Source organism: Streptomyces sp. SID13726 (assembly GCF_010548375.1).
Classification (GTDB): Bacteria; Actinomycetota; Actinomycetes; order Streptomycetales; family Streptomycetaceae; genus Streptomyces.
Window position 1 is genome coordinate 318365 of sequence record NZ_JAAGLY010000008.1, and the last position, 22624, is coordinate 340988.

Here is a 22624-nt window from a genome sequence, read left to right on the forward strand (position 1 = left end):
GACCGGTAGGTGATCTTCCGTTGACCTACGAGACCACGTCCTTGCGGGCGAAACCCCGGAAGGCCAGGGCGAACAGCACCAGGGCCAGCGTTATCGAGAGGGAGGTGCCCTGGATCATGTCGGACCACTGCAACTTCGGCCGTACGGCGTCCAGCCAGGCGTACTGCCAGTGCGCGGGGAGGAAGTCGCGCCAGTCGCCGAGGGCCGTCACCTGGTCGAGCACATTGCCGACGATGGTCAGGCCGACCGCCCCGCCGACCGCGCCGAGCGGGGCGTCGGTGCGGGTGGAGAGCCAGAACGCCAGGGCCGCGGTGACCAGTTGGGAGACGAAGATGTACGCCACCGTGATCAGCAGGCGCTGGGCCGCCGTGCCCGCCGGCAGCTCGCCGCCGGTGGGGAGTTGCAGCGGGCCCCAGCCGTAGGCGACGGTGCCGACCGCGAGGGCGACCAGCGGGAGCAGGATCATCGCGGCGAGGCTCAGGGTGAGGCCGACGACGAGCTTCGACCACAGGAGCCGGGCCCTCGGTACCGGGGCCGCGAGCAGATAGCGCAGGGAGGACCAGCTGGCCTCCGAGGCGACCGTGTCCCCGCAGAACAGGGCCACCGGGATGATCAGCAGGAAGCCCGCGGAGGCGAAGAGGTTGACCGCCGCGAAGTTCGGCCCGGACAGGGTGGCCGTGTCCATCAGGCCGACCTGGTTGTTCTCCGAGCCCGGTCCGCCGCCCACCTGGAACGCGATCAGCAGGACGAAGGGCAGCGCGGCCAGGATGCCGTACATCACGAGGGTGCGGCGGCGCTTCAACTGCCGTGCCAGTTCCACCCGGAGGGGCAGGGTGCGGCCCGCGCGGTAGCCGTCGGCGACCTCCGCGCGCTCGGTCAGCGTGCCGCTCATGCGGAGTCTCCGATCAGGGTGAGGAAGGCGTCTTCGAGGCGGCGGTGGGGGCCCACCGACGTCACGGGGACCTCCAGGCGGACCAGTTCGGCGACCAGGTGCTGGGCGGAACCGTCGGCGTCGAGCCGTACCAGGATCCCGCCGTCGGCGGTGACCGCGGAGGCCACGCCGGGCAGGGTCGCGATCTTCTCGACGACGGGCTCCTCGACCGGTACGGCGGTGCCGACCAGGAGGGTGTCGCCGGAGCCGACGATCTCGGCGACCGGGCCCGCCTGGACCAACTGGCCGTGGTCCATGACCACGAGGTGGGTGCAGGACTGCTCGACCTCGGAGAGGAGGTGGCTGGAGACGATGACCGTGCGCCCGGCCGCCGCGTAGCGGATCATCACCTCGCGCATCTCGCGGATCTGCGGCGGGTCCAGGCCGTTGGTGGGTTCGTCGAGGATGAGCAGGTCCGGCAGGCCCAGCATGGCCTGGGCGATGGCCAGGCGCTGGCGCATGCCCTGGGAGTAGGTGCGCACCGCGCGGGCCAGGGCGTCGCCGAGACCGGCGATCTCCAGCGCCTCCTCCATGTGGGCGTCCTCGGGCGGACGGCCGGTGGCCTGCCAGTACAGCTCCAGGTTCTCCCGGCCCGACAGGTGCGGGAGGAAGCCCGCGCCCTCGACGAAGGCGCCGACCCGGGAGAGCACGGGGGCGCCGGGGGCGATGGCGTGGCCGAAGACGCGGATCTCGCCGCCGTCCGGCTTGATCAGGCCCATCAGCATGCGGAGCGTGGTGGTCTTGCCCGCGCCGTTCGGGCCCAGGAGACCGAGGACCTGGCCCTTCTCGACGCGGAACGACAGGTCGCGGACCGCGTATCGGTCGGCGGACTTGGCGTACCGCTTGCTCAAGTCGGTGATCTGGAGGGGGACTTCGGCCAGGGCCGGGTCGGGGGCCGAGGGGGCCGTCGTACGGCGGCGGCCGGTCAGCACGAGGCCCAGGGCGAGGACCGCGCCGGCCAGGGGCAGCCACCAGACCCACGCGGGCAGCGGGGCCGGGGTGTTCTTCTCGCTGAGGGCGGTGGGGACTTGGAGGTCGCCCTTCAGGGAGACGGTGTACGTCGCCGGGGTGGTCGGGGACGCGTAGCCGAGGTCCGTGGAGGCGAGGACCAGCTTGAGGCGGTGGCCGTCGTCGATCTCGTGGTCGATCGCCGGGAGGGTGATCGTGACGTCCTTGCCGGCTTTCGCGCCCTCGACCCTGATCGGCTCGACGAGTTGGGAGGGAAGGGTCTGCTGACCGTTCGGGCCCACGTCGTAGACCTTGGCGAAGAGGACGGCGTCGTCGCTGGTCGACTTCACGTGGACGGTGACGGTGGGTGAGCCGGTGATCTGGAGGTCGTCCCTGACCGGGGCGGACTCGAAGGCTGCGTACTGGCCCGGGAAGTCGAGGGAGACCCCGATGCCGAGGGAGGAGAGCTGGGAGAGGCCACCCGCGCTTCCGAGGCCGGGGAGGGCCGAGACGGCGGGCGGACTGGCCCCCGCCGGGTTGGTGAAGTCCTGTTCGCGGCCGGTGAGTTCGACCTTGTGCTCGTCGCTCTCCAGGCCGGGGTACTTGTCCGCGGTGACGCCGGTGAGGCGGGGTTCGCCGTCGCCCGAGCCGGTGCCGAGGGTGCGGGTGACGCGGAAGGCCGGGCCGGTGTCGGCGGTCTTGTCGTCCTTGAGGTAGCGGTCGAACCAGTCGGCCACACGGCCCTGGATGCGGCCCGTCTCCATGTCGCCGCCGTCATGGCCGCCCGCGATCCAGTCGACGTCGACGGGGGCGCCGTTGGCGCGGATCGCCTTCGCGGCGGCGTCGGCCTGGTTCAGCGGGAAGAGGGAGTCCGTCTGGCCCTGCATCAGAAGGGTCGGGACCTTGATGTCCTTCGCCACGGCGGACGGGGAACGCTCCTCCAGCATCTTCTCGGCCTGCGCGTCCGGGGTGCCGGACTCGGCCACGCGCTCGTACATCGCGCAGATCTGGGGCTCGAACTTGTCGCAGCCGCCCGCGGAGTTGACGAAGATGCCGGCCCAGAGCTTCTTGAAGACGCCGTTCGGGAACAGGGCGTCCGAGAGGTTCCAGTACGTGATCGCGGGGGCGATGGCGTCCACGCGGCTGTCGTGGCCCGCGGCGAGGAGGGAGATCGCGCCGCCGTAGCTCGCGCCGGTCACGCCGACCCGGGGGTCGCCGGGCTTGTCGAGCTGGACCTGGGGCTGCTCGGCGAGCCAGTCGATGAGCTTGGAGACGTCGGCGACCTCGCCCTCGGGGTCGTTGAGGCCGACCTTGCCGGTCGACCTGCCGAAGCCTCTCGCGGACCAGGTGAGGACCGCGTAGCCGTCTCTGGCCAGGTCCTCGGCCTGCTTGCGGACGTCGTTCTTGCTGCCGCCGAAGCCGTGGCCTATGAGGACCGCGGGGCGCCTTTCGGTGCCGGTGGTCGTGAAGTACGAGGTGTCTATGCGGACGCCGTCGATCGACATGATCTGGTCCGCGCGGTGCACCGGGGGTGGGTCGTCAGAGGCGGCGGCCGTCCATGTCCCGGCTGCGGCGAGCACGACGACGGAGGCCGCGGCGGCGATCCACCGTGGCCTCCGGAGGCGTCGAAGATCCATGATTCAACGGTACGGGGTGAAGCTGTCGTCTACTTGTCGACCGAGGGCTGAACTCGTCGCCATCCTGGGGGTGGAGGGGGCTGTGGGGCGTACAGCAGGTGCGGTACGGCTACGGGGGTGGTGCGTCCTCTTCATGGCCGTGTGCGGGTGCGTTGTGGCTGGTCGCGCCCACGCGGCGGAGCCGCAAATCGATACAGCCCCGCGCCCCTGAGTTCTCACACGTCCGGAATCGAGACGAGCCACCTTGTTTCCGCTCGCGGGCGGAGGTACAGGGCCCAGTACAGGGTGGCTGCTGCCGTTATCCCTCCCGTCCACAGCAGGTACTCCGGCTCCTGCTGGGACAGGACGTACGTCAGGACCGCGATCAGAAGGATCGGCATCGCGGGCCACAAAGGCATGCGCCAGGCCGGGGTGTGCTGGTGGTGGTTGCGGCGGGAGAGGAGGCCGGCGACCGCGACCAGGAGGTACATGCCCGTCACCGAGACGCCCGTCACGCCGTACAACGTGTCGAGGTTCACGAAACACAGGGCCGCGCCCGGGACTCCTACCGCCAGGGTGGCCACCCACGGGCTGCCGAAGCGGCCGAGCCGGGTGAAGGCGTGGTTGATCGGGGCGGGCCAGGCCTTGTCCCGCGCCGAGGCGAAGAGGACCCGGGAGTTCTGGATGACCATGACGATGCCCGCGTTGATGATCGCGAGGGCGACGCAGAGGCTGACGAAGGTGCCGACCGCGGAGTTGGACCAGGCCGTGACCATGGTGCTGATGTCGCCGCCGGTCAGTGCGGTCAGGTCGGAGGCGCCCATGGTGATCGCGGCGACCGGGACCAGGATGATCACGGTGGAGATGGCGAGGGTGGCCAGGACCGTGCGGGCCACGTTGCGGCGGGGGTTCTCCAGTTCCTCGGAGAGGTAGACGGCCGTCGAGAAGCCCTGGGTGACGAAGAGGGCGATGGCCAGACCGGAGACCACCAGCATGGCCGTCACCGTGTCCGTCTCGCCGTGCGCGCCCGCCACCTGCATGGAGAGGAGGCTGCCGGGGCCGCGTTCCGCGTGGGTGAAGCCCAGGAGTGCCACCACGGCCGCGGCGATCACCTCCAGGACCAGGAAGATGCCGGTGATCCAGGCGTTGGCGCGCAGGTCGAGGAGGCCGGCGAGGGTGGCCAGGAGCATGACTCCGGCGCCGGCCAGCGAGGAGTTCAGGTGGATGACCGGGGCCAGGTAGTCCGCCGTGCCCATCGCGATCACCGGCGGGACGATCATGACGACCAGGAGGGACAGCACGAAGACGAGCCAGCCCGCGAGTCGTCCGGCGAGCGTGGAGACCATCGCGTACTCGCCGCCCGCGCTGGGGATGAGGGTGCCCAGCTCCGAGTAGCAGAACGCCACGGCAATACAGAGCAGCGAGCCGATCGCGATCGTCAGGGCGGTGGCGGTGCCGAGCGTGCCGAAGAGGTCGGGGACGACCACGAAGAGGGTCGAGGCCGGGGTCACGCAGGACAGGGTGAGGAGGGTGCCGCCGACCACGCCGATGGAGCGCTTCAGCTGGGCGGGGCCGTGCTCCGGAGCCTGGGCGACGGCATTGTCGGCGGGGCGGAGGGTGTCGGTCATGGTGCTGCATGCAACCCTGACGAAACCAGCACGTCAATGGCCCTCCTGCTACGGATTTCGTGGCGAGAGGGCCATTGGATTGCCGTTTACGTCAGGAACCGGCTGTCACTGCCGCGCTTCGGTGCCCTGCGGGAACCGCAGGGCACCGGCGGAAAAAACCTCAGTGGTTGCGCGGGAAGCCCAGGTCGACGCCGGAGGGGCCGTCGGCCGGGTCGGGCCAGCGGGTGGTGACGACCTTGCCGCGGGTGTAGAAGTGCGTGCCGTCGTTGCCGTAGATGTGGTGGTCGCCGAAGAGGCTGTCCTTCCAGCCGCCGAAGCTGTGGTAGCCGACGGGGACCGGGATCGGGACGTTGACGCCGACCATGCCGGCCTCGACCTCCAGCTGGAAGCGGCGGGCGGCGCCGCCGTCCCGGGTGAAGATCGCGGTGCCGTTGCCGAACGGCGAGGCGTTGATCAGGGCGATGCCCTCGTCGTAGGTGTCGACGCGCAGGACTGTCAGGACCGGGCCGAAGATCTCGTCCTGGTACGCCTTCGCCGTGGTCGGGACCTTGTCGAGGAGCGAGATCCCGATCCAGTGACCGTCCTCGAAGCCCTCGACCGTGTAGCCGGAGCCGTCCAGGACGACCTCGCAGCCCTCGGCCGCCGCGCCCGTGACGTAGGACGCCACCTTGTCGCGGTGCACCTTCGTGATGAGCGGGCCCATCTCGGAGGTCGGGTCGTTGCCGGGGCCGATCTTGATCTTCTCGGCGCGCTCGCGGATCTTCTCGACGAGCTCGTCGCCGATCGAACCGACCGCGACGACAGCCGAGATGGCCATGCAGCGCTCGCCCGCCGAGCCGTAGGCCGCGGACACGGCCGCGTCCGCCGCCGCGTCCAGGTCGGCGTCCGGGAGGACCAGCATGTGGTTCTTGGCGCCGCCCAGGGCCTGCACGCGCTTGCCGTTGGCGGAGGCGGTGGTGTGGATGTAGCGGGCGATCGGGGTCGAGCCGACGAAGGAGACGGCCTTGACGTCCGGGTGCTCCAGGAGGCGGTCGACGGCCACCTTGTCACCGTGTACGACGTTGAAGACGCCGTCGGGCAGGCCCGCCTCGGCGAGCAGCTCGGCGATCTTCAGGGAGGCCGACGGGTCCTTCTCGGACGGCTTGAGCACGAAGGTGTTGCCGGTCGCGATGGCGATCGGGAACATCCACATCGGCACCATGGCCGGGAAGTTGAACGGCGTGATGCCCGCGACGACACCGAGCGGCTGGCGGATGGACGAGACGTCGACGCGGCTCGCCACCTCCGTCGACAGCTCGCCCTTCAGCTGCACGGTGATCCCGCACGCCAGGTCCACGATCTCCAGGCCGCGCGCGACCTCGCCGAGCGCGTCGCTGTGCACCTTGCCGTGCTCGGCGGTGATCAGCTCGGCGATCGCGTCCCGGTTCGCCTCAAGGAGGGCCCGGAACTTGAAGAGGATGGTGGTCCGCTTGGCGAGCGAGGAGGTGCCCCAGGTCTGGAACGCGTCCTTGGCGGCGGCTACCGCGGAGTCCACCTCCTCCACGGAGGCGAACGCGACCTTGGTGGTGACCGCGCCGGTGGCCGGGTCGGTGACCGGCCCGTAGTTCCCCGACGCGCCTTCGACGGTCTTGCCGCCGATCCAGTGGTTGACGATCTTCGTCATGACCGAGTACTCCTTCACAGATGGCGGCGTCGGGTAGAGACGTGCCGTTCGTACAGCTCACGGGCCTTCACCGCGGACGCGCGCGTCGCGGTCGCGGCCACAGGAACATCCCACCAGGCCTGCGCCGGAGGCGCGCCCGACACTGTGTCTGCCGTTTCGGTCTCGACGTAGACACATGTGGGAGTGTCGGATGCCCGCGCCTCTTCGAGTGCGGCGCGGAGGTCTCGTACGGTCTTCGCGCGCAGCACGCGCATACCGAGGCTGGCCACGTTGGCGGCCAGGTCGACGGGGAGCGGGGCGCCCGTGTAGGTGCCGTCGTCGGACTGGTAGCGGTAGGCGGTCCCGAACCGCTCGCCGCCGACCGTCTCGGAGAGGCCGCCGATGGAGGCGTAGCCGTGGTTCTGGATCAGGAGGAGCTTGATGGCGATGCCCTCCTGTACGGCCGTGACGATCTCCGTCGGCATCATCAGGTACGTGCCGTCGCCGACCAGCGCCCAGACGTTGCGGTCGGGGGCGGCCATCTTCACACCGATGGCGGCCGGGATCTCGTAGCCCATGCAGGAGTAGCCGTACTCCAGGTGGTACTGGTCCCTCGACCGGGCGCGCCACAGCTTGTGCAGGTCGCCGGGGAGGGAGCCGGCCGCGTTGATGACCACGTCGGACTCGTCGACGAGGGCGTCCAGCGCGCCGAGGACCTGGGGCTGGGTCGGCCTGATGTCGGGCTCGTCGGACTCGTAGCAGGCGTCGACGCGCTGCTCCCAGCGCTCCTTGTCCAGCGTGTACTCGTCGACGTACGCCCCGGGGACGCGGTGGGCGCGCAGGGCCTCGGTGAGTTCCTGGAGGGCGCCACGGGCGTCCGCGACCAGGGGCAGGCCGGCGAGCTTGTGGCCGTCGTAGGGCGCGATGTTGAGGTTGAGGAAGCGGACGCCCTCGCCGGCGAAGAGGGTGCCGGAGGCCGTCGTGAAGTCGGTGTACCGGGTGCCGACGCCGATCACCAGGTCGGCCTGGCGGGCGAGTTCGTTGGCGGTGGCGGTGCCGGTGTGGCCGACGCCGCCGACGTCCTGGGGGTGGTCGTGGCGCAGGGAGCCCTTGCCGGCCTGGGTGGAGGCGACGGGGATGCCGGTGGCGGCCGCGAACTCGGCCAAGGCCTCTTCGGCGCGGCTGTGGTGGACTCCGCCGCCGGCCACGACGACGGGGCGGCGGGCGGCGCGGATCGCCTGGACGGCCTCGGCGAGTTCGGCCGGGTCGGCGCCCGGACGCCGTACGGCCCAGGTGCGCTCGGCGAAGAACTCCTCGGGCCAGTCGTACGCCTCGGCCTGGACGTCCTGCGGGAGCGCCAGGGTCACGGCACCCGTCTCGACGGGGTCGGTGAGGACGCGCATCGCCTGGAGGGCGGCCGGGATCAGGGCTTCCGGTCGCGTCACGCGGTCGAAGTACTTGGACACCGGGCGGAGGCTGTCGTTGACGCTGATGTCGCCCGCGTACGGGACTTCGAGCTGCTGGAGGACCGGGTCGGCGACGCGGGTGGCGAAGATGTCGCCGGGCAGGAGCAGGACCGGGAGGTGGTTGATCGTGGCGAGGGCGGCGCCGGTGACCAGGTTGGTCGCGCCGGGGCCGATGGACGTCGTCACCGCGTGCGCGGAGAGGCGGTTCGACTGACGCGCGTAGCCCACGGCCGCGTGGACCATGGACTGCTCGTTGCGGCCCTGGTGGAAGGGCATGTCGTCGCCGTACTCGACGAGCGCCTGGCCGAGCCCGGCCACGTTGCCGTGGCCGAAGATTCCCCAGGTCGCGGCGATCGAGCGCTGCCGTACGCCGTCGCGTTCGGTGTACTGCGCGGCGAGGAAGCGGACCAGCGCTTGCGCGACGGTCAGGCGGATCGTCATCGGTACCCCTCGGTGTGGTCCGGGTGGAAGCAGATCCGCCACTCCCGTGTCTCACCCGGTCCCGCCATGACGTTCAGGTAGTACATGTCGTGGCCGGGCTGGGCGATGGACGGGCCGTGCCATCCGTCGGGGACGAGGACGGCGTCGCCGGAGCGGACCTCGGCGAGGACGTCGGAACCGCCCTCACGGGAGGGAGATACGCGCTGATAGCCGAAACCGTTCGGGCCGTCGATCTCGAAGTAGTAGATCTCCTCCAACTCGGCTTCCACGCCCGGCCGGTGCTCGTCGTGCTTGTGCGGCGGGTAGGAGGACCAGTTGCCGCCGGGGGTGATGACCTCGACGGCGATGAGCTTGTCGCAGTCGAAGGCGTCGGCGGAGGCGAAGTTGCGGACGTGCCGCAACTGGGTGCCGCTGCCGCGGTCTTCGACGGGGACCTCCGGCGCGGGGCCGTAGCGGGCGGGGAGTCGTCGCTCGCACTTCGCTCCTGCCAGGGCGAAGCGGCCTCCCGCGCCGGAGGCGATCGATGCCTGGGCGTCCCGGGGCACGTACGCGAAGTCCGAGACTCCGGCGAACACGCTTTCCCGACCCAGGAGTTGGAACTCTTCGGTACCTACGTGGACGGTACAGGCGCCCTCCAGCGGAAGCACGATCCACTCGCTGTCACCGGAGGTGAAGGTGTGGGTGCCGCCGGGGGCGAGCTCGACGATGCGCAGGCTGCTGTGGGCCCAGCCGGCCCGCTTGGGGTCGATGTCCACCGTGTACTGGGCGTTGGCGGAGGCACCCTTGGCGACGTACAGGTCGTTGCTCATGCGGCCCTCACAGCAGTCCGACGGCGGTGTCCACGGCGGCGGCCACGTCGCCGTCCGCCGGGTACAGCAGCGAGCGGCCGACCACCAGGCCGCGCACGGTGGGGAGTTGGAGGGCGCCGCGCCACTTCTCGTACGCGCCGTCCTGGTCGTCGCCGACCTCGCCGCCCAGCAGCACGGCGGGCAGCGTGGAGGCGGCCATGACCTCGCCCATGTCGTCCGGGTTGTCGCAGACCGGGACCTTGAGCCAGGTGTAGGCCGAACTGCCGCCCAGGCCCGAGGCGATGGCGATCGACTTGGTGACGGCCTCGGCGGAGAGGTCGTTCCTGACCTTGCCCTCGGTGGTGCGCGAGCTGATGAACGGCTCGACGAAGAGCGGGAGTCGGCGCGCGGCCATGTCGTCGATCGCGCGGGCCGTGGACTCCATCGTGGTGAGGGAGCCCGGGTCGTCGTAGTCGATGCGCAGCAGCAGCTTGCCCGCGTCGAAGCCGAGGCGCTCGATGTCCTCGGGGCGGTGTCCTGTGAAGCGGTCGTCCAGCTCGAAGCTCGCGCCCTGGAGGCCGCCGCGGTTCATGGAGCCCATGACGACCTTGCCGTCGAGGGCACCGAGCAGCAGCAGGTCGTCCAGGATGTCGGCGGTGGCGAGGACGCCGTCCACGCCGGGGCGGGACAGGGCGAGGACCAGGCGCTCCAGCAGGTCGGCGCGGTTGGCCATGGCCATGCGGTTGCCGCCGACGCCGAGCGCGCCCCGGGCGGGGTGGTCGGCGGCGACGATCATCAGCCGGCCGCTGTCGTTCAGCAGTGACCTGCGAGTACGGCGGGCGGCGGCCTCGGCGATCGCCTCGGGGCGTTCGGCGCGCAGGCGGACGAGTTCCGCGATGTCGACGCTCACTTGACCGCTCCCGCCGCGATCGCGCTCTCGATCTCGTCGGTCGTCGGCATGGCCGAGCTGCACTCCAGGCGGGAGGCGACGATGGCGCCGGCCGCGTTGGCGTGGCGCATGATCTTCTCCAGGTCCCAGCCTTCGAGGAGGCCGTGGACGAGGGAGCCGCCGAAGGCGTCACCGGCGCCGAGGCCGTTGAGGACGTTCACCGGCAGGGGCGGGACCTCGGCCTCGTTGCCCTTGCTGTCGACGGCGAGGACACCCTTGGGGCCCTGCTTGACGACCGCGAGTTCGACACCGGCGTCCAGCAGCGCCTGGGCCGCCTCGCGGGGCTTGCGCACCCCGGTGGCGACCTCGACCTCGTCGAGGTTGCCGACGGCGACGGTGGTGTGGCGCAGGGCCTCCTCGTAGAAGGGGCGGGCCGCGGCCGGGTCGCTCCAGAACATCGGGCGCCAGTCCAGGTCGAAGACCGTGGTGCCGGCCTTGGCCCGGTGGGCGAGGGCCGCAAGGGTCGCCGTACGGCTGGGCTCCTCGCTCAGGCCGGTGCCGGTGACCCAGAAGACGCTCGTCCCGTGGATCGCGTCGAGGTCCAGCTCGTGGGCGTCGATCTCCAGGTCCGGGGCCTTGGGCTGCCGGTAGAAGTACAGCGGGAAGTCGTCCGGCGGGAAGACCTCGCAGAAGGTCACCGGGGTCGGCAGGCCCGGGACCGGGGTCACCCAGCGGTCGTCCACGCCGAAGCCCTGGAGGGCCTCGTGCAGGTAGACGCCGAACGGGTCGTCCCCGGTGCGGGTGATCACCGCGGTCCGTCGTCCCAGGCGGGACGCGGCGACCGCGACGTTCGTCGCCGACCCTCCGAGGAACTTGCCGAAGGACGTCACCTGCGGCAGCGGGACACCGGTCTGGAGTGGATACAGGTCCACACCGATCCGCCCCATGGTGATCAGGTCGTACGCCATCGGCTTCCCTTCGTCACGGCTCTCCCGGCGTTTGTAGCCCCGTACGACGAGCCCTGTCAATGTTTTGTCCAGACATTCGGACGAGACCTTGACAGCGCTTGCTGTCCGAACGGAAGCTGACCGGCATGACAGCGCCCGCACCTCAGCCCTCACTGTCCCGCATCCGGATCGGGTCGGCTCCCGACTCCTGGGGTGTGTGGTTCCCCGACGACCCCCAGCAGGTCCCCTGGCAGCGGTTCCTCGACGAGGTCGCCGACTCCGGTTACGAGTGGATCGAGCTGGGGCCGTACGGGTACCTGCCGACCGATCCCGCGGTGCTCACCGAGGAGGTGGACCGGCGGGGCCTGAAGGTGTCGGCCGGCACCGTCTTCACCGGGCTGCACCACGGCGAGGCCGTCTGGGAGAAGACCTGGGCGCACGTCGCCGACAACGCGGTGCTCGCGCAGGCGATGGGCGCGAAGCACCTGGTCGTGATCCCGTCGTTCTGGCGGGACGACAAGACCGGCGAGGTGCTGGAGTCCGACACGCTCACGCCCGAGCAGTGGCGCAACCTCGGCTCGCTGACCGAGCGGCTCGGGCAGCGAGTGAAGGAGGAGTACGGCCTTCAGATCGTCGTCCACCCGCACGCCGACACCCACATCGACAGCGAGGAGAACGTGGTCCGGTTCCTGGACGCGACGGACTCCTCCCTCGTGTCACTGTGCCTGGACACCGGGCACTACGCGTACTGCGGCGGGGACAGCGTCAAGCTGATCGAGACGTACGGGTCCCGGATCGGGTACCTGCACCTGAAGCAGGTGGACCCGGAGATCCTGGCCGACGTGCGGGCCAAGGGGACGCCGTTCGGGCCCGCCGTGGCCCAGGGCGTGATGTGCGAGCCGCCGTCCGGTGTGCCGGCGCTGGGTCCCGTGCTGGAGGCCGCGCAGAAGCTGGACGTGGATCTGTTCGCGATCGTCGAGCAGGACATGTATCCGTGCGAGCCGGACAAGCCGTTGCCCATCGCTCAGCGGACTCGGGCGTTCCTGCGGTCCTGCGGGGCGTAGTTTTCCGGCCGCGGGGCAGGTGCCGCGGTCGCGGCGGGCCCCGCGGTCGCCGTTCGCGGCCACGCCGCCCTGTGGTGACGGCGGCGGCCGGGTGATCCCCGGCGGCCCCCTGTCAACGCGCCGCGCCCTCGCGCCCGCGTGCGCCTTTGCGTCACCTCTGTCACAAACTCCCCCTTCGTGTCACGCATGTCGCGCGTACGCGGGTTCCACGTCACACCCGGTGCACAGGCACTGACCGACGGTCACCGCGTGTCGTTGACGGGGCACAGGCTTTGTGATCGCCAGCGCAGCGCCCGGTACCCCCGACGGCCGTTCCCGGCCGGCGCCGCGGTGCGCGCGAGGAGGTGCACCACATGACCGACCGAAGGCTCTGGTCGTACAAGGAGATCGCGGCGCACATCCGTGTGCAGCCGGACACCGTGCGGTCGTACCGCAAGCACGGGCTGCTGCCACCGCCCGACCACGTCGAGGGCGGCAAGCCCTTCTGGTACGCGGACACCGTGCGGACCTGGGTCGCGTCCCGGCCGGGCAACCGGGGGCGAAGAGAGGACTGACGGCCGGTTCGTGTGACGGACCCGGGGGCCCGCGTGGCATGCGCGGGCCCTCGGAGCCGCAGTCGCCCCATGAGCGACCTCGCCGTCACCGGCCGGGCCACCGGTGAACTCGTCGGCGAGGCCGCCCGGCTGATCGTCGGGTACGGATGCGAGCGGCTCGGCCCGCACCGGATCGAGTCGGAGGTCCACGGCTTCAACTCCCGGGCCCTGCGGGTCCACGAGAAGGCCGGGTTCGTGGTCGGAGGGGTGCGGCGGGAGGCCGATCCGCGGGACGGTGTGTGGGTGGACCGGGTGGTGACGGGCCTCCTCGACCGCGACCGGGCCGCGCTCGGCTCCCCCGGCTCCCTCAGCCCCAGGGCTCGATGACGGTCACCCCCGCTCCGGGGGCCGTGCCCATCGCCGCGAGGGCATCCGGCACCGCGTCCAGCGAGATGGTGCTGGTCACCAGCTGGTCGGGGCGCAGCACGCCCGCCCGGACCAGCTCCAGCATCGGCGGGTAGGTGTGCGCGGCCATGCCGTGGCTGCCGAGCAGCTCCAGCTCCAGGGCGATGGCGCGGGCCATCGGGACCGGGGTGGTGCCGTCCGGCGAGGGCAGCAGGCCCACCTGGAGGTGACGGCCGCGCCGGCGCAGGGAGTGCACCGAGGCCGCGCAGGTCGCCGGGGAGCCGAGGGCGTCCAGGGAGAGGTGGGCGCCGCCGCCGGTCAGGTCGCGGATCGCCGCCGCGGTGTCCTGCGTGCCGGTCGCGTCCACGCACTCCGCCGCCCCGAACCTCCTCGCCAGTTCCAGGGCTTGGGGCGACACGTCCACGGCCACCACCCGGGCCCCGGCGGCCGCCGCGATCATCACCGCGGACAGGCCCACTCCGCCGCAGCCGTGCACCGCGACCCACTCCCCCGCGGCGGCCCTGCCCTGCTGGACCACCGCGCGGAACGCCGTGGCGAACCGGCAGCCCAGGGCCGCGGCCGTGCCGAAGGCCATGTCCTGCGGTACCGCCACCAGGTTCACGTCCGCGTGGTCCAGTGCGACGTACTGGGCGAACGAGCCCCAGTGGGTGAAGCCGGGCTGGGTCTGCCGCTCGCAGATCTGGTGGTCGCCGGCCTTGCAGGACGGGCAGGTGCCGCAGGCGCAGACGAAGGGGACGGTCACCCGGTCGCCGGGGTGCCAGTTCCGCACGCCGGGGCCGACTGTCTCGACCGTGCCGGCGAGTTCGTGGCCCGGCACGTGAGGGAGGGCGATGTCGGGGTCGTGGCCCTGCCAGCCGTGCCAGTCGCTTCGGCAGAGGCCGGTGGCTTCCACGCGGACGACGACTCCGTGGTCCGCGGGGTGGGGGTCGGGGACCTCGTGCACCTCCATCGGTTCGCCGTAGTGCTTGTACAGAACCGCTCGCATCTGCCGTCCCCTCGCCGTTTTCGTGTGCGGGTGCGTCGTGGCCGGTCGCGCGGTTCCCCGCGCCCCTGGGGAGTTCCACTTCCCCTTCGCTCCATCCGAACCGTTCATGCCCCTCGCGCACAACCCTCGGCGTCCCGGCGACTCCGTAGCCCGCCCAGCCCAGTACGGGCGTCCCGGGCCACTCCCGGGGCTTAGGGTTCCGGTAAATCCGCCCTGCACCAGTACGAGGGGATTTGCCGTGACCTACTCGCCGTCGCCGGGCACACCGCGGGCCCGCATCCCCGGACCGCAGAAGCCGCCGCCGACGTATCCGCAGATCCGCGCGGGACTGTGGCGGCACTGTCTGTTCGGCGGGCTCGCGCTGTGGATGCTGACCGCGGTCGTGACGTACGCGACGCGGAACACCACGCTGCTGCCGACGCTGATCCTGCTCGGCAGCTTCCTGGTGCCGGTGACCTTCGTGCTGTGGGCGTTCGAGCGGCACGGCCGTGATCTCGGGGTCAGCGTGATCCTCGGCTGCTTCCTGACCGGCGGCACGCTGGGGGTGCTGGGCGCGTCGGTGATGGAGTACTACCTGCTGCACCCGTCCCTGTGGATGTTCGTCGGCGTCGGCCTCATCGAGGAGGCCGTGAAGCTCGGCGCGCTGATGTTCGTGCTGCGAGGACAGCCACGGCTGCGCGGGACGCGGGCCGGCCTGGTGCTCGGCGCCACGGTCGGCTTCGGGTTCGCCGCCCTGGAGAGCGCCGGGTACGCCTTCAACGCGGCCGTCACCACGAAGGGCATCGATCTGCGGGCCCTGCTGGAGACGGAGATGCTGCGCGGGGTACTCGCCCCCTTCGGACACGGCCTGTGGACGGCGATCGTCGGCGGGGTCCTGCTGAGCCGCCGGCTGCCGAGCGGGCGGTTCCGGTTCACCGGCGCGGTCGTCGGAACGTATCTCGGCGTCTCGTTGCTGCACTCATTGTGGGACTCGACCCATGGGATCGCGCTCTGGCTGGTGGCACGGCTGGACAGCACGCGGCTGGACAAGGGGCTGTTCGCGCAGGGGTATCTGCCGGACCCCACCGACCAGCAGCAACACCTCTTCACGGTGATCTCCGTGGCGCTGATGGTGTTCGTCTCGTTGATCGGGGTCACGTGGGTGCGGTCGCTGGCCTGGCGGGACCCTTCTTGGAGAAATACCCCCTAGGGGTATAGGCTGTGCTCCATCAGCCCCACACGCCTCCATGAGGAGAACGACATGACTGCCCAGACCGACACCACGGGTTCCGTCACCGCTGTCTACAAGGTGAGCGGGATGAGCTGCGGGCACTGCGAAGGCGCCGTCTCCGGTGAGATCTCCGAGCTCGACGGGGTCAGCTCGGTGAAGGCGGTCGCTTCCAGCGGCGAGGTGACGGTGGTGTCCTCGGCGCCGCTGGACGAGGAGGCGGTACGCGCCGCTGTGGACGAGGCGGGGTTCGAGCTTGTCGGCAAGGCCTGAGAAACGCCTCATGAAGTGCCACAGCAGGTTGTCGGGCGACTGACGGCCCGCTGTGGCTCGTCGCGCCCACGCGGCGGAGCCGCATATCGGCACAGCCCCGCGCCCCTGATCACCTCGCCGGAGTTTGCACATGGCCTCCCTCATAGCTTCCGAAGTCGAGCTCGTCATCGGCGGGATGACCTGCGCCTCCTGCGCGGCCCGCGTCGAGAAGAAGCTCAATCGGATGGACGGGGTCAGCGCCACCGTCAACTACGCGACCGAGAAGGCCAGGGTCAGCTACCCCGCCGGGGTCGAGGTCGCCGATCTGATCGCGACCGTCGTGAAGACCGGGTACACGGCCGAGGAACCCGCGCCGCCCGTCGCGGAGGAGACACCGGCAGATCCCGAGCTGGACTCCCTGCGGCAGCGGCTCCTCGTCTCCGCCCTGCTGGCCGTCCCCGTGGTCCTGCTCTCCATGGTCCCCGCCCTCCAGTTCGACAACTGGCAGTGGCTCGCGCTCACGCTCGCCTCGCCCGTCGCCGTCTGGGGCGGATGGCCGTTCCACCGGGCCGCCTGGACGAACGCGAGGCACGCGGCGGCCACCATGGACACCCTCGTCTCCGTCGGGACCCTCGCCGCCTTCGGGTGGTCGCTGTGGGCGCTGTTCTTCGGGGACGCCGGGATGCCGGGCATGCGCGAGCGGTTCGAGTTCACCGTCGGCGGGATGGACGGCGCCTCCACGATCTACCTCGAAGTGGCCGCCGGGGTCGTCGCCTTCCTCCTGCTCGGCCGGTACCTGGAAGCCCGCGCCAAGCGCCGGGCGGGGGCCGCGCTCCGGGCGCTCATGGAGCTGGGCGCCAAGGACGTCTCCGTGCTGCGGGACGGGCGCGAGGTGCGGATTCCGGCCGACCGGCTGGCGGTCGGGGACCGGTTCGTCGTACGGCCCGGGGAGAAGATCGCGACCGACGGCACCGTCGTCGAGGGCGCCTCCGCGGTGGACGCGTCCCTGCTGACCGGCGAGTCGGTGCCGGTGGACGTCGGCGTCGGGGACACCGTCACCGGGGCGACCGTCAACGCCGGCGGGCGGATCGTCGTGGCGGCGACGCGGGTCGGGGCGGACACGCGGCTCGCGCGGATGGCGAAGCTGGTGGAGGACGCGCAGAACGGCAAGGCGGAGGTGCAGCGGCTGGCCGACCGGGTCTCCGCGGTCTTCGTGCCGGTGGTCATCGCCATCGCCGTGGCCACCTTCGGCGGGTGGCTCGGGGCGACGGGGGACACCGTCGCCGCCTTCACCGCGGCCGTCGCCGTGCTGATCATCGCGTGCCCGTGCGCGCTGGGGCTGGCCACACCGACCGCGCTCATGGTCGGCACCGGGCGCGGCGCGCAGCTCGGCATCCTCATCAAGGGGCCCGAGGTCCTGGAGTCCACGCGGCGCGTCGACACCGTCGTCCTGGACAAGACCGGCACGGTCACCACCGGCCGGATGACCCTCCAGGAGGTCTACGTCGTTGAGGGCGCCGACGAGAAGCAGGTGCTGCGGCTCGCGGGCGCCCTGGAGCACGCCTCCGAGCACCCCGTCGCGCGCGCCGTCGCGCTGGGCGCCGAGGAGCGGGTCGGGCCGCTGCCGGAGGCCGAGGAGTTCGCGAACGTCCCCGGGAAGGGCGTACGCGGGCGCGTGGAGGGCCATGAGGTGGCCGTCGGGCGGTTGTTCGAGGTGCTGCCCGCCGAGCTGGCCCGCGCGAAGCAGGAGGCCGAGCGAGGCGGTCGTACGGCTGTCGCCGTCGGGTGGGACGGGGTGGCGCGAGGCGTGCTCGCCGTCGCGGACTCGGTCAAGGAGACCAGCGCCGAGGCTGTGCGGTCGCTGCGGGCGCTGGGACTGACGCCGGTGCTGCTGACCGGGGACAACCGGGCGGTGGCCGAGTCCGTGGCCCGGGCCGTCGGCGTGGCCGAGGTGATCGCCGAGGTGCTGCCCGAGGAGAAGGTCGACGCCGTACGGCGGCTCCAGCGCGAGGGCCGGGTCGTCGCGATGGTCGGCGACGGCGTGAACGACGCGGCGGCGCTCGCCGCGGCCGATCTGGGGCTCGCGATGGGGACCGGGACCGACGCGGCGATCGAGGCGGGCGACCTGACGCTGGTGCGCGGGGATCTGCGGGTGGCCGCGGACGCGATCCGGCTCTCCCGGCGCACGCTCGCCACGATCCGGGGAAACCTCGTGTGGGCGTTCGGCTACAACGTGGCCGCGCTGCCGCTCGCCGCGGCCGGGTTGCTGAACCCGATGATCGCGGGGGCCGCGATGGCGTTCTCCTCGGTGTTCGTGGTGACCAACAGCCTGCGGCTACGAACCTTCCGTTGACGATTCGTTTTCCGGACCCCTCTGGAGTCCGGGGCCACGCTCACATAAGCTCTTCACAAGACTCGCGCATCGTCCTTACGCTTGGGTCCCGTTCGCTGTATCCGGGCTCTTGCGTATCTATCGGACATATGCAAGAGACGCAGATCACAGTGATGTGAACGTAACCATCGAAGGGGTTCGAAGGTCTAAGTTGGCGATGTCAGGAAGCGTCTTGGGGGGCGCTGACTGGCATCTGAGGATGTCTTGGGGGACTTCCTCAGAGATGCGTTGCCGGGGCACGCACTTCGGGAAGCTTTGAGCGGCCCTCCCGAGCGTGCGTTGTCCCGGCAGACCGCACACAGGAGTAGTACGAGGACTTTTGCTCGTTCTGCTCAACGGCAGTACAAGCAGTACAGAAGAAAGACAGCGATTCAGGCGCTGGTCTCTCAGACGCCCGGCCGGATCCCGTGGGGGGAATCCGCACCGGGACATGGGAAGGCGCCCTGGACGCCGGCCCGTGGGGGGACCGGCGCCAGGGCGCCTTTCGCTTCGCGGATTCAGCCGGGGGTTCGGGGGCTTGCCGGTTGACGGCGAGTGCGGGCCGGTGGGGGCGGGTCGCGCAGTTCCCCGCGCCCCTGGGTCGGCTCAGTCACCCGGCACCGAGAAGCCCCCTCCCTCAGCGCTGCTCCACCGGGACGAAGTCCCGCTCCACCACGCCCGTGTAGATCTGGCGCGGGCGGCCGATGCGGGAGCCCGGCTCCTTGATCATCTCGTGCCACTGGGCGATCCAGCCCGGGAGGCGGCCGAGGGCGAACAGGACCGTGAACATCTCGGTCGGGAAGCCCATGGCGCGGTAGATCAGGCCGGTGTAGAAGTCGACGTTCGGGTAGAGGCTGCGCGAGACGAAGTAGTCGTCGGAGAGCGCGTGCTCCTCCAGCTTGAGCGCGATGTCCAGCAGTTCGTCGGACTTGCCGAGCGCCGAGAGGACGTCGTGCGCCGCGGCCTTGATGATCTTCGCGCGCGGGTCGAAGTTCTTGTAGACCCGGTGGCCGAAGCCCATCAGACGGACGCCGTCCTCCTTGTTCTTCACCTTACGGATGAAGGAGTCGACGTCACCGCCGGAGGTCTGGATGCCCTCCAGCATCTCCAGGACGGACTGGTTGGCGCCGCCGTGCAGCGGGCCCCACAGGGCGTTGATGCCGGCCGAGATCGACGCGAACATGTTCGCCTGCGAGGAGCCGACGAGGCGGACCGTGGAGGTCGAACAGTTCTGCTCGTGGTCGGCGTGCAGGATGAGCAGCTTGTCGAGGGCGGCGACGACGACCGGGTCGAGGTCGTACTCCTGGGCCGGGACCGAGAAGGTCATCCGCAGGAAGTTCTCGACGTAACCGAGGTCGTTGCGCGGGTAGACGAACGGGTGGCCGATCGACTTCTTGTACGCGTACGCCGCGATCGTCGGAAGCTTGGCGAGCAGGCGGATCGTCGAGAGGTTGCGCTGCTTCTCGTCGAAGGGGTTGTGGCTGTCCTGGTAGAACGTGGACAGCGCGGAGACCACCGACGACAGCATGGCCATCGGGTGGGCGTCGCGCGGGAAGCCACGGTAGAAGTTCTTGACGTCCTCGTGCAGCAGGGTGTGCTGCGTGATTTCGTTCTTGAAGGTGGCCAGCTCGTCGACGGTCGGGAGCTCGCCGTTGATCAGCAGGTAGGCGACCTCCAGGAAAGTGGAGCGCTCCGCCAGCTGCTCGATCGGGTAGCCGCGGTACCGGAGAATGCCGGCCTCGCCGTCGAGATAGGTGATGGCGGATTTATAGGCCGCGGTGTTGCCGTAGCCGCTGTCCAGGGTGACCAGACCGGTCTGGGCGCGGAGCTTCCCGATGTCGAAGCCCTTGTCGCCGACGGTGCTGTCGATCACCGGGTAGGTGTACTCGCCATCGCCGTACCGCACTACTACAGAGTTGTCGCTCACGTCATCCCTCACCGACGTTGTGCCTCTTCTTCGAGGTTGCCCTGACTGTCTCTACCATCCCCCATTTGGCGCAGGAGAGTGCACTCGGGGTCGGCCGTTGGGCGTATCGGCGGCACTGAGTGCCGCCAACTAGCTCATCCTGCCCTCCCCCACCCCCTTCCGGAAGGCCTCTGTGACCCACATGACTCATTTGATCGATCATTTTTTGTGAAGCCTCACGGTTGACGCGCCTCACGGCCCCGAGAGCCGGAAGTCCAGTGCCGTGCAACGCCGTCCGGCGGACACCGTGCGCACCGCCTGGCCGATCGCCTTGCGCGAACCGACGAGGACGACCAGCTTCTTGGCCCGGGTGACCGCCGTATAGAGCAGATTCCGCTGAAGCATCATCCATGCGCTGGTGGTGACGGGGATCACGACGGCGGGATATTCACTCCCCTGTGAACGGTGGATGGTCACCGCGTACGCGTGTGCCAGCTCGTCCAGCTCGTCGAATTCGTACGGGACCTCCTCGTCCTCGTCCGTCAGCACCGTGAGGCGCTGGTCGACCGGATCGAGCGAGGTGACCACGCCCACGGTGCCGTTGAAGACGCCGTTGGCGCCCTTCTCGTAGTTGTTGCGGATCTGGGTGACCTTGTCGCCGACCCGGAAGACCCGGCCGCCGAACCGCTTCTCGGCGAGGTCGGGGCGGCCCGGGGTGATGGCCTGCTGGAGCAGGCCGTTGAGCGTGCCGGCGCCCGCGGGGCCCCGGTGCATGGGCGCGAGCACCTGGACGTCCCGGCGCGGGTCGAGCCCGAACTTGGCCGGAATCCGACGGGCCGCCACGTCCACGGTGAGCCGGCCGACCTCCTCGGTGTCGTCCTCGACGAAGAGGAAGAAGTCCTTCATGCCGTCGGTGACGGGGTGCTGCCCGGCGTTGATGCGGTGCGCGTTGGTGACGACACCGGACTGCTGGGCCTGCCGGAACACGCGCGTGAGGCGGACGGCGGGGACGGGTCCCCCTTCGGCGAGCAGATCCCTGAGCACCTCCCCCGCGCCGACGCTGGGCAGCTGGTCGACGTCCCCGACGAACAGCAGGTGGGCGCCCGGCGGCACCGCCTTGACCAGCTTGTTGGCGAGCAGCAGGTCCAGCATGGACGCCTCGTCGACGACCACCAGGTCGGCGTCGAGCGGGCGGTCCTTGTCGTAGGCCGCGTCGCCGCCGGGCTTGAGCTCCAGGAGGCGGTGGACGGTGGAGGCGTCGGCGCCGGTGAGTTCGGCGAGGCGCTTGGCGGCCCGCCCGGTCGGGGCCGCGAGGACGACCTTCGCCTTCTTGGCGCGGGCCAGCTCCACGATCGAGCGCACGGTGAAGGACTTGCCGCAGCCGGGGCCACCGGTGAGGACGGCAACCTTCTTGGTCAGCGCGAGCCGGACGGCGGCCTCCTGCTCGGGGGCCAGCTCCACGCCCGTACGGGACTTGAGCCAGCCGAGCGCCTTGTCCCAGGCCACGTCCCGGAAGCCCGGCATCCGGTCCTGGTCGGTGCGCAGGAGGCGCATCAGCTGGGCGGAGAGGGAGAGTTCGGCGCGGTGGAAGGGGACGAGGTAGACGGCGGTGACCTCGTGGCCGTCGGGGCCGGGGAGCTTCTCGCGTACGACCCCGGGCTCGCCCGACTCCTCGTCCGGCAGGGCGAGTTCGGCGAGGCACTCGATGACCAGGCCGGTGTCGACCTGGAGGAGCTTCACCGCGTCGGCGATCAGCTGTTCCTCGGGGAGATAGCAGTGGCCCTGGTCGGTGGACTGCGAGAGGGCGTACTGGAGGCCGGCCTTCACGCGCTCCGGGCTGTCGTGCGGGATGCCGACGGACTGGGCGATCTTGTCGGCGGTGAGGAAGCCGATGCCCCAGACGTCGGCGGCGAGCCGGTAGGGCTGGTTCTTGACGACCGAGATCGAGGCGTCGCCGTACTTCTTGTAGATGCGCACGGCGATCGACGTGGACACCTCGACGGTCTGGAGGAAGAGCATGACCTCCTTGATCGCCTTCTGCTCCTCCCAGGCGTCGGCGATCTTCTTGGTCCGCTTGGGCCCGAGCCCCGGGACCTCGATGAGCCGCTTCGGCTCCTCCTCGATGATCGTCAGGGTGTCGATGCCGAAGTGCTGGGTGATGCGGTCGGCGAAGACCGGGCCGATGCCCTTGACCAGGCCCGAGCCGAGATAGCGCCGGATGCCCTGGACGGTGGCCGGGAGCACGGTCGTGTAGTTCTCCACGGTGAACTGCTTGCCGTACTGCGGATGCGAGCCCCACCGGCCCTCCATCCGCAGGGACTCCCCCACCTGGGCGCCGAGCAGCGCGCCGACGACGGTGAGCAGGTCGCCGGCGCCCCGGCCGGTGTCGACCCGGGCGACCGTGTAGCCGTTCTCCTCGTTGGCGTACGTGATCCGCTCCAGCACGCCTTCGAGCACGGCGAGCCGCCGTTCGCCCGTGGAGTTCCCCGCCTGATCGGTCATGATCCGACGCTACCCCCGGGGTCTGACATCACGATCCGGTATCAGGGTCTTGCCTCTGGCCGTGTAATCGATTCCAATCCTC

Annotated in this window: 17 protein-coding genes; 6 read left to right on the plus strand and 11 right to left on the minus strand. The window is 70.5% G+C overall.

From position 1 onward, the window contains the following. Positions 1–25: 25 nt before the first annotated feature. From G3I78_RS23640 to iolC, 8 genes are all read right to left on the minus strand, one after another. Positions 26–892, minus strand: a complete 867-nt coding sequence (locus tag G3I78_RS23640; RefSeq protein ID WP_164427730.1) for an ABC transporter permease — start codon at positions 890–892, stop codon at positions 26–28. Beyond that, positions 889–3516, minus strand: a complete 2628-nt coding sequence (locus tag G3I78_RS23645; RefSeq protein ID WP_164427732.1) for an alpha/beta fold hydrolase — start codon at positions 3514–3516, stop codon at positions 889–891. The genes G3I78_RS23640 and G3I78_RS23645 overlap by 4 nt, the downstream gene beginning before the upstream one ends. A 215-nt stretch (positions 3517–3731) precedes the next feature. After that, a complete protein-coding gene (locus G3I78_RS23650) occupies positions 3732–5123 on the minus strand; it encodes an APC family permease (RefSeq protein ID WP_164427734.1) in 1392 nt (463 codons plus the stop codon). Positions 5124–5283: 160 nt separating this feature from the next. After that, on the minus strand, positions 5284–6786 hold the full coding sequence (mmsA, locus tag G3I78_RS23655; protein WP_164427736.1) for a CoA-acylating methylmalonate-semialdehyde dehydrogenase: 1503 nt from the start codon (positions 6784–6786) through the stop codon (positions 5284–5286). 14 nt (positions 6787–6800) lie between these two features. Further along, complete coding sequence (gene iolD / locus G3I78_RS23660; RefSeq protein WP_164427738.1) at positions 6801–8672, minus strand: 3D-(3,5/4)-trihydroxycyclohexane-1,2-dione acylhydrolase (decyclizing); 1872 nt, start codon at positions 8670–8672, stop codon at positions 6801–6803. Then, positions 8669–9481, minus strand: a complete 813-nt coding sequence (gene iolB / locus G3I78_RS23665; protein WP_164427740.1) for a 5-deoxy-glucuronate isomerase — start codon at positions 9479–9481, stop codon at positions 8669–8671. The genes iolD and iolB overlap by 4 nt, the downstream gene beginning before the upstream one ends. A gap of 7 nt (positions 9482–9488) precedes the next feature. Then, entirely contained in the window at positions 9489–10370 is an 882-nt protein-coding gene (locus tag G3I78_RS23670; protein ID WP_164427742.1) for a deoxyribose-phosphate aldolase, read from the minus strand. Continuing rightward, positions 10367–11317, minus strand: coding sequence for a 5-dehydro-2-deoxygluconokinase (iolC, locus tag G3I78_RS23675; protein WP_164427744.1), 951 nt, complete (start codon positions 11315–11317; stop codon positions 10367–10369). Before iolC ends, G3I78_RS23670 begins: the two co-directional genes overlap by 4 nt. A 125-nt stretch (positions 11318–11442) precedes the next feature. Here iolC and G3I78_RS23680 point away from each other — a divergent pair, with 125 nt between their 5' ends. From G3I78_RS23680 to G3I78_RS23690, 3 genes are all read left to right on the plus strand, one after another. Further along, the gene (locus G3I78_RS23680) at positions 11443–12360 is read left to right on the plus strand and encodes a sugar phosphate isomerase/epimerase (protein WP_164427746.1); all 918 of its coding nucleotides are present in this window, start codon (positions 11443–11445) and stop codon (positions 12358–12360) included. Positions 12361–12713: 353 nt separating this feature from the next. Continuing rightward, complete coding sequence (locus G3I78_RS23685) at positions 12714–12914, plus strand: MerR family transcriptional regulator (RefSeq protein ID WP_123989353.1); 201 nt, start codon at positions 12714–12716, stop codon at positions 12912–12914. Positions 12915–12983: 69 nt separating this feature from the next. Continuing rightward, on the plus strand, positions 12984–13280 hold the full coding sequence (locus G3I78_RS23690) for a GNAT family protein (RefSeq protein WP_343243830.1): 297 nt from the start codon (positions 12984–12986) through the stop codon (positions 13278–13280). Here the strand turns inward: G3I78_RS23690 and G3I78_RS23695 are convergent. Continuing rightward, the gene (locus G3I78_RS23695) at positions 13261–14304 is read right to left on the minus strand and encodes a zinc-dependent alcohol dehydrogenase family protein (RefSeq protein ID WP_164427748.1); all 1044 of its coding nucleotides are present in this window, start codon (positions 14302–14304) and stop codon (positions 13261–13263) included. The genes G3I78_RS23690 and G3I78_RS23695 overlap by 20 nt on opposite strands. A 238-nt stretch (positions 14305–14542) precedes the next feature. Here G3I78_RS23695 and G3I78_RS23700 point away from each other — a divergent pair, with 238 nt between their 5' ends. The 3 genes from G3I78_RS23700 (at position 14543) to G3I78_RS23710 (ending at position 18116) form a co-directional block, all read left to right on the plus strand. Beyond that, positions 14543–15493, plus strand: a complete 951-nt coding sequence (locus G3I78_RS23700; protein WP_164427751.1) for a PrsW family intramembrane metalloprotease — start codon at positions 14543–14545, stop codon at positions 15491–15493. Between the two features lie 51 nt (positions 15494–15544). Beyond that, entirely contained in the window at positions 15545–15784 is a 240-nt protein-coding gene (locus G3I78_RS23705; protein WP_164427753.1) for a heavy-metal-associated domain-containing protein, read from the plus strand. 130 nt (positions 15785–15914) lie between these two features. After that, positions 15915–18116, plus strand: coding sequence for a heavy metal translocating P-type ATPase (locus tag G3I78_RS23710; protein ID WP_164427755.1), 2202 nt, complete (start codon positions 15915–15917; stop codon positions 18114–18116). Positions 18117–18771: 655 nt separating this feature from the next. On the opposite strand, the gene G3I78_RS23715 is transcribed toward G3I78_RS23710, so the two are convergent. Both G3I78_RS23715 and G3I78_RS23720 read right to left on the minus strand, forming a co-directional pair. Then, entirely contained in the window at positions 18772–20061 is a 1290-nt protein-coding gene (locus tag G3I78_RS23715) for a citrate synthase (RefSeq protein ID WP_164427757.1), read from the minus strand. 231 nt (positions 20062–20292) lie between these two features. After that, positions 20293–22542 (minus strand): ATP-dependent RecD-like DNA helicase, encoded by a 2250-nt coding sequence (locus G3I78_RS23720; RefSeq protein ID WP_164427759.1) that lies wholly within the window; start codon positions 22540–22542, stop codon positions 20293–20295. Positions 22543–22624: the final 82 nt, after the last annotated feature.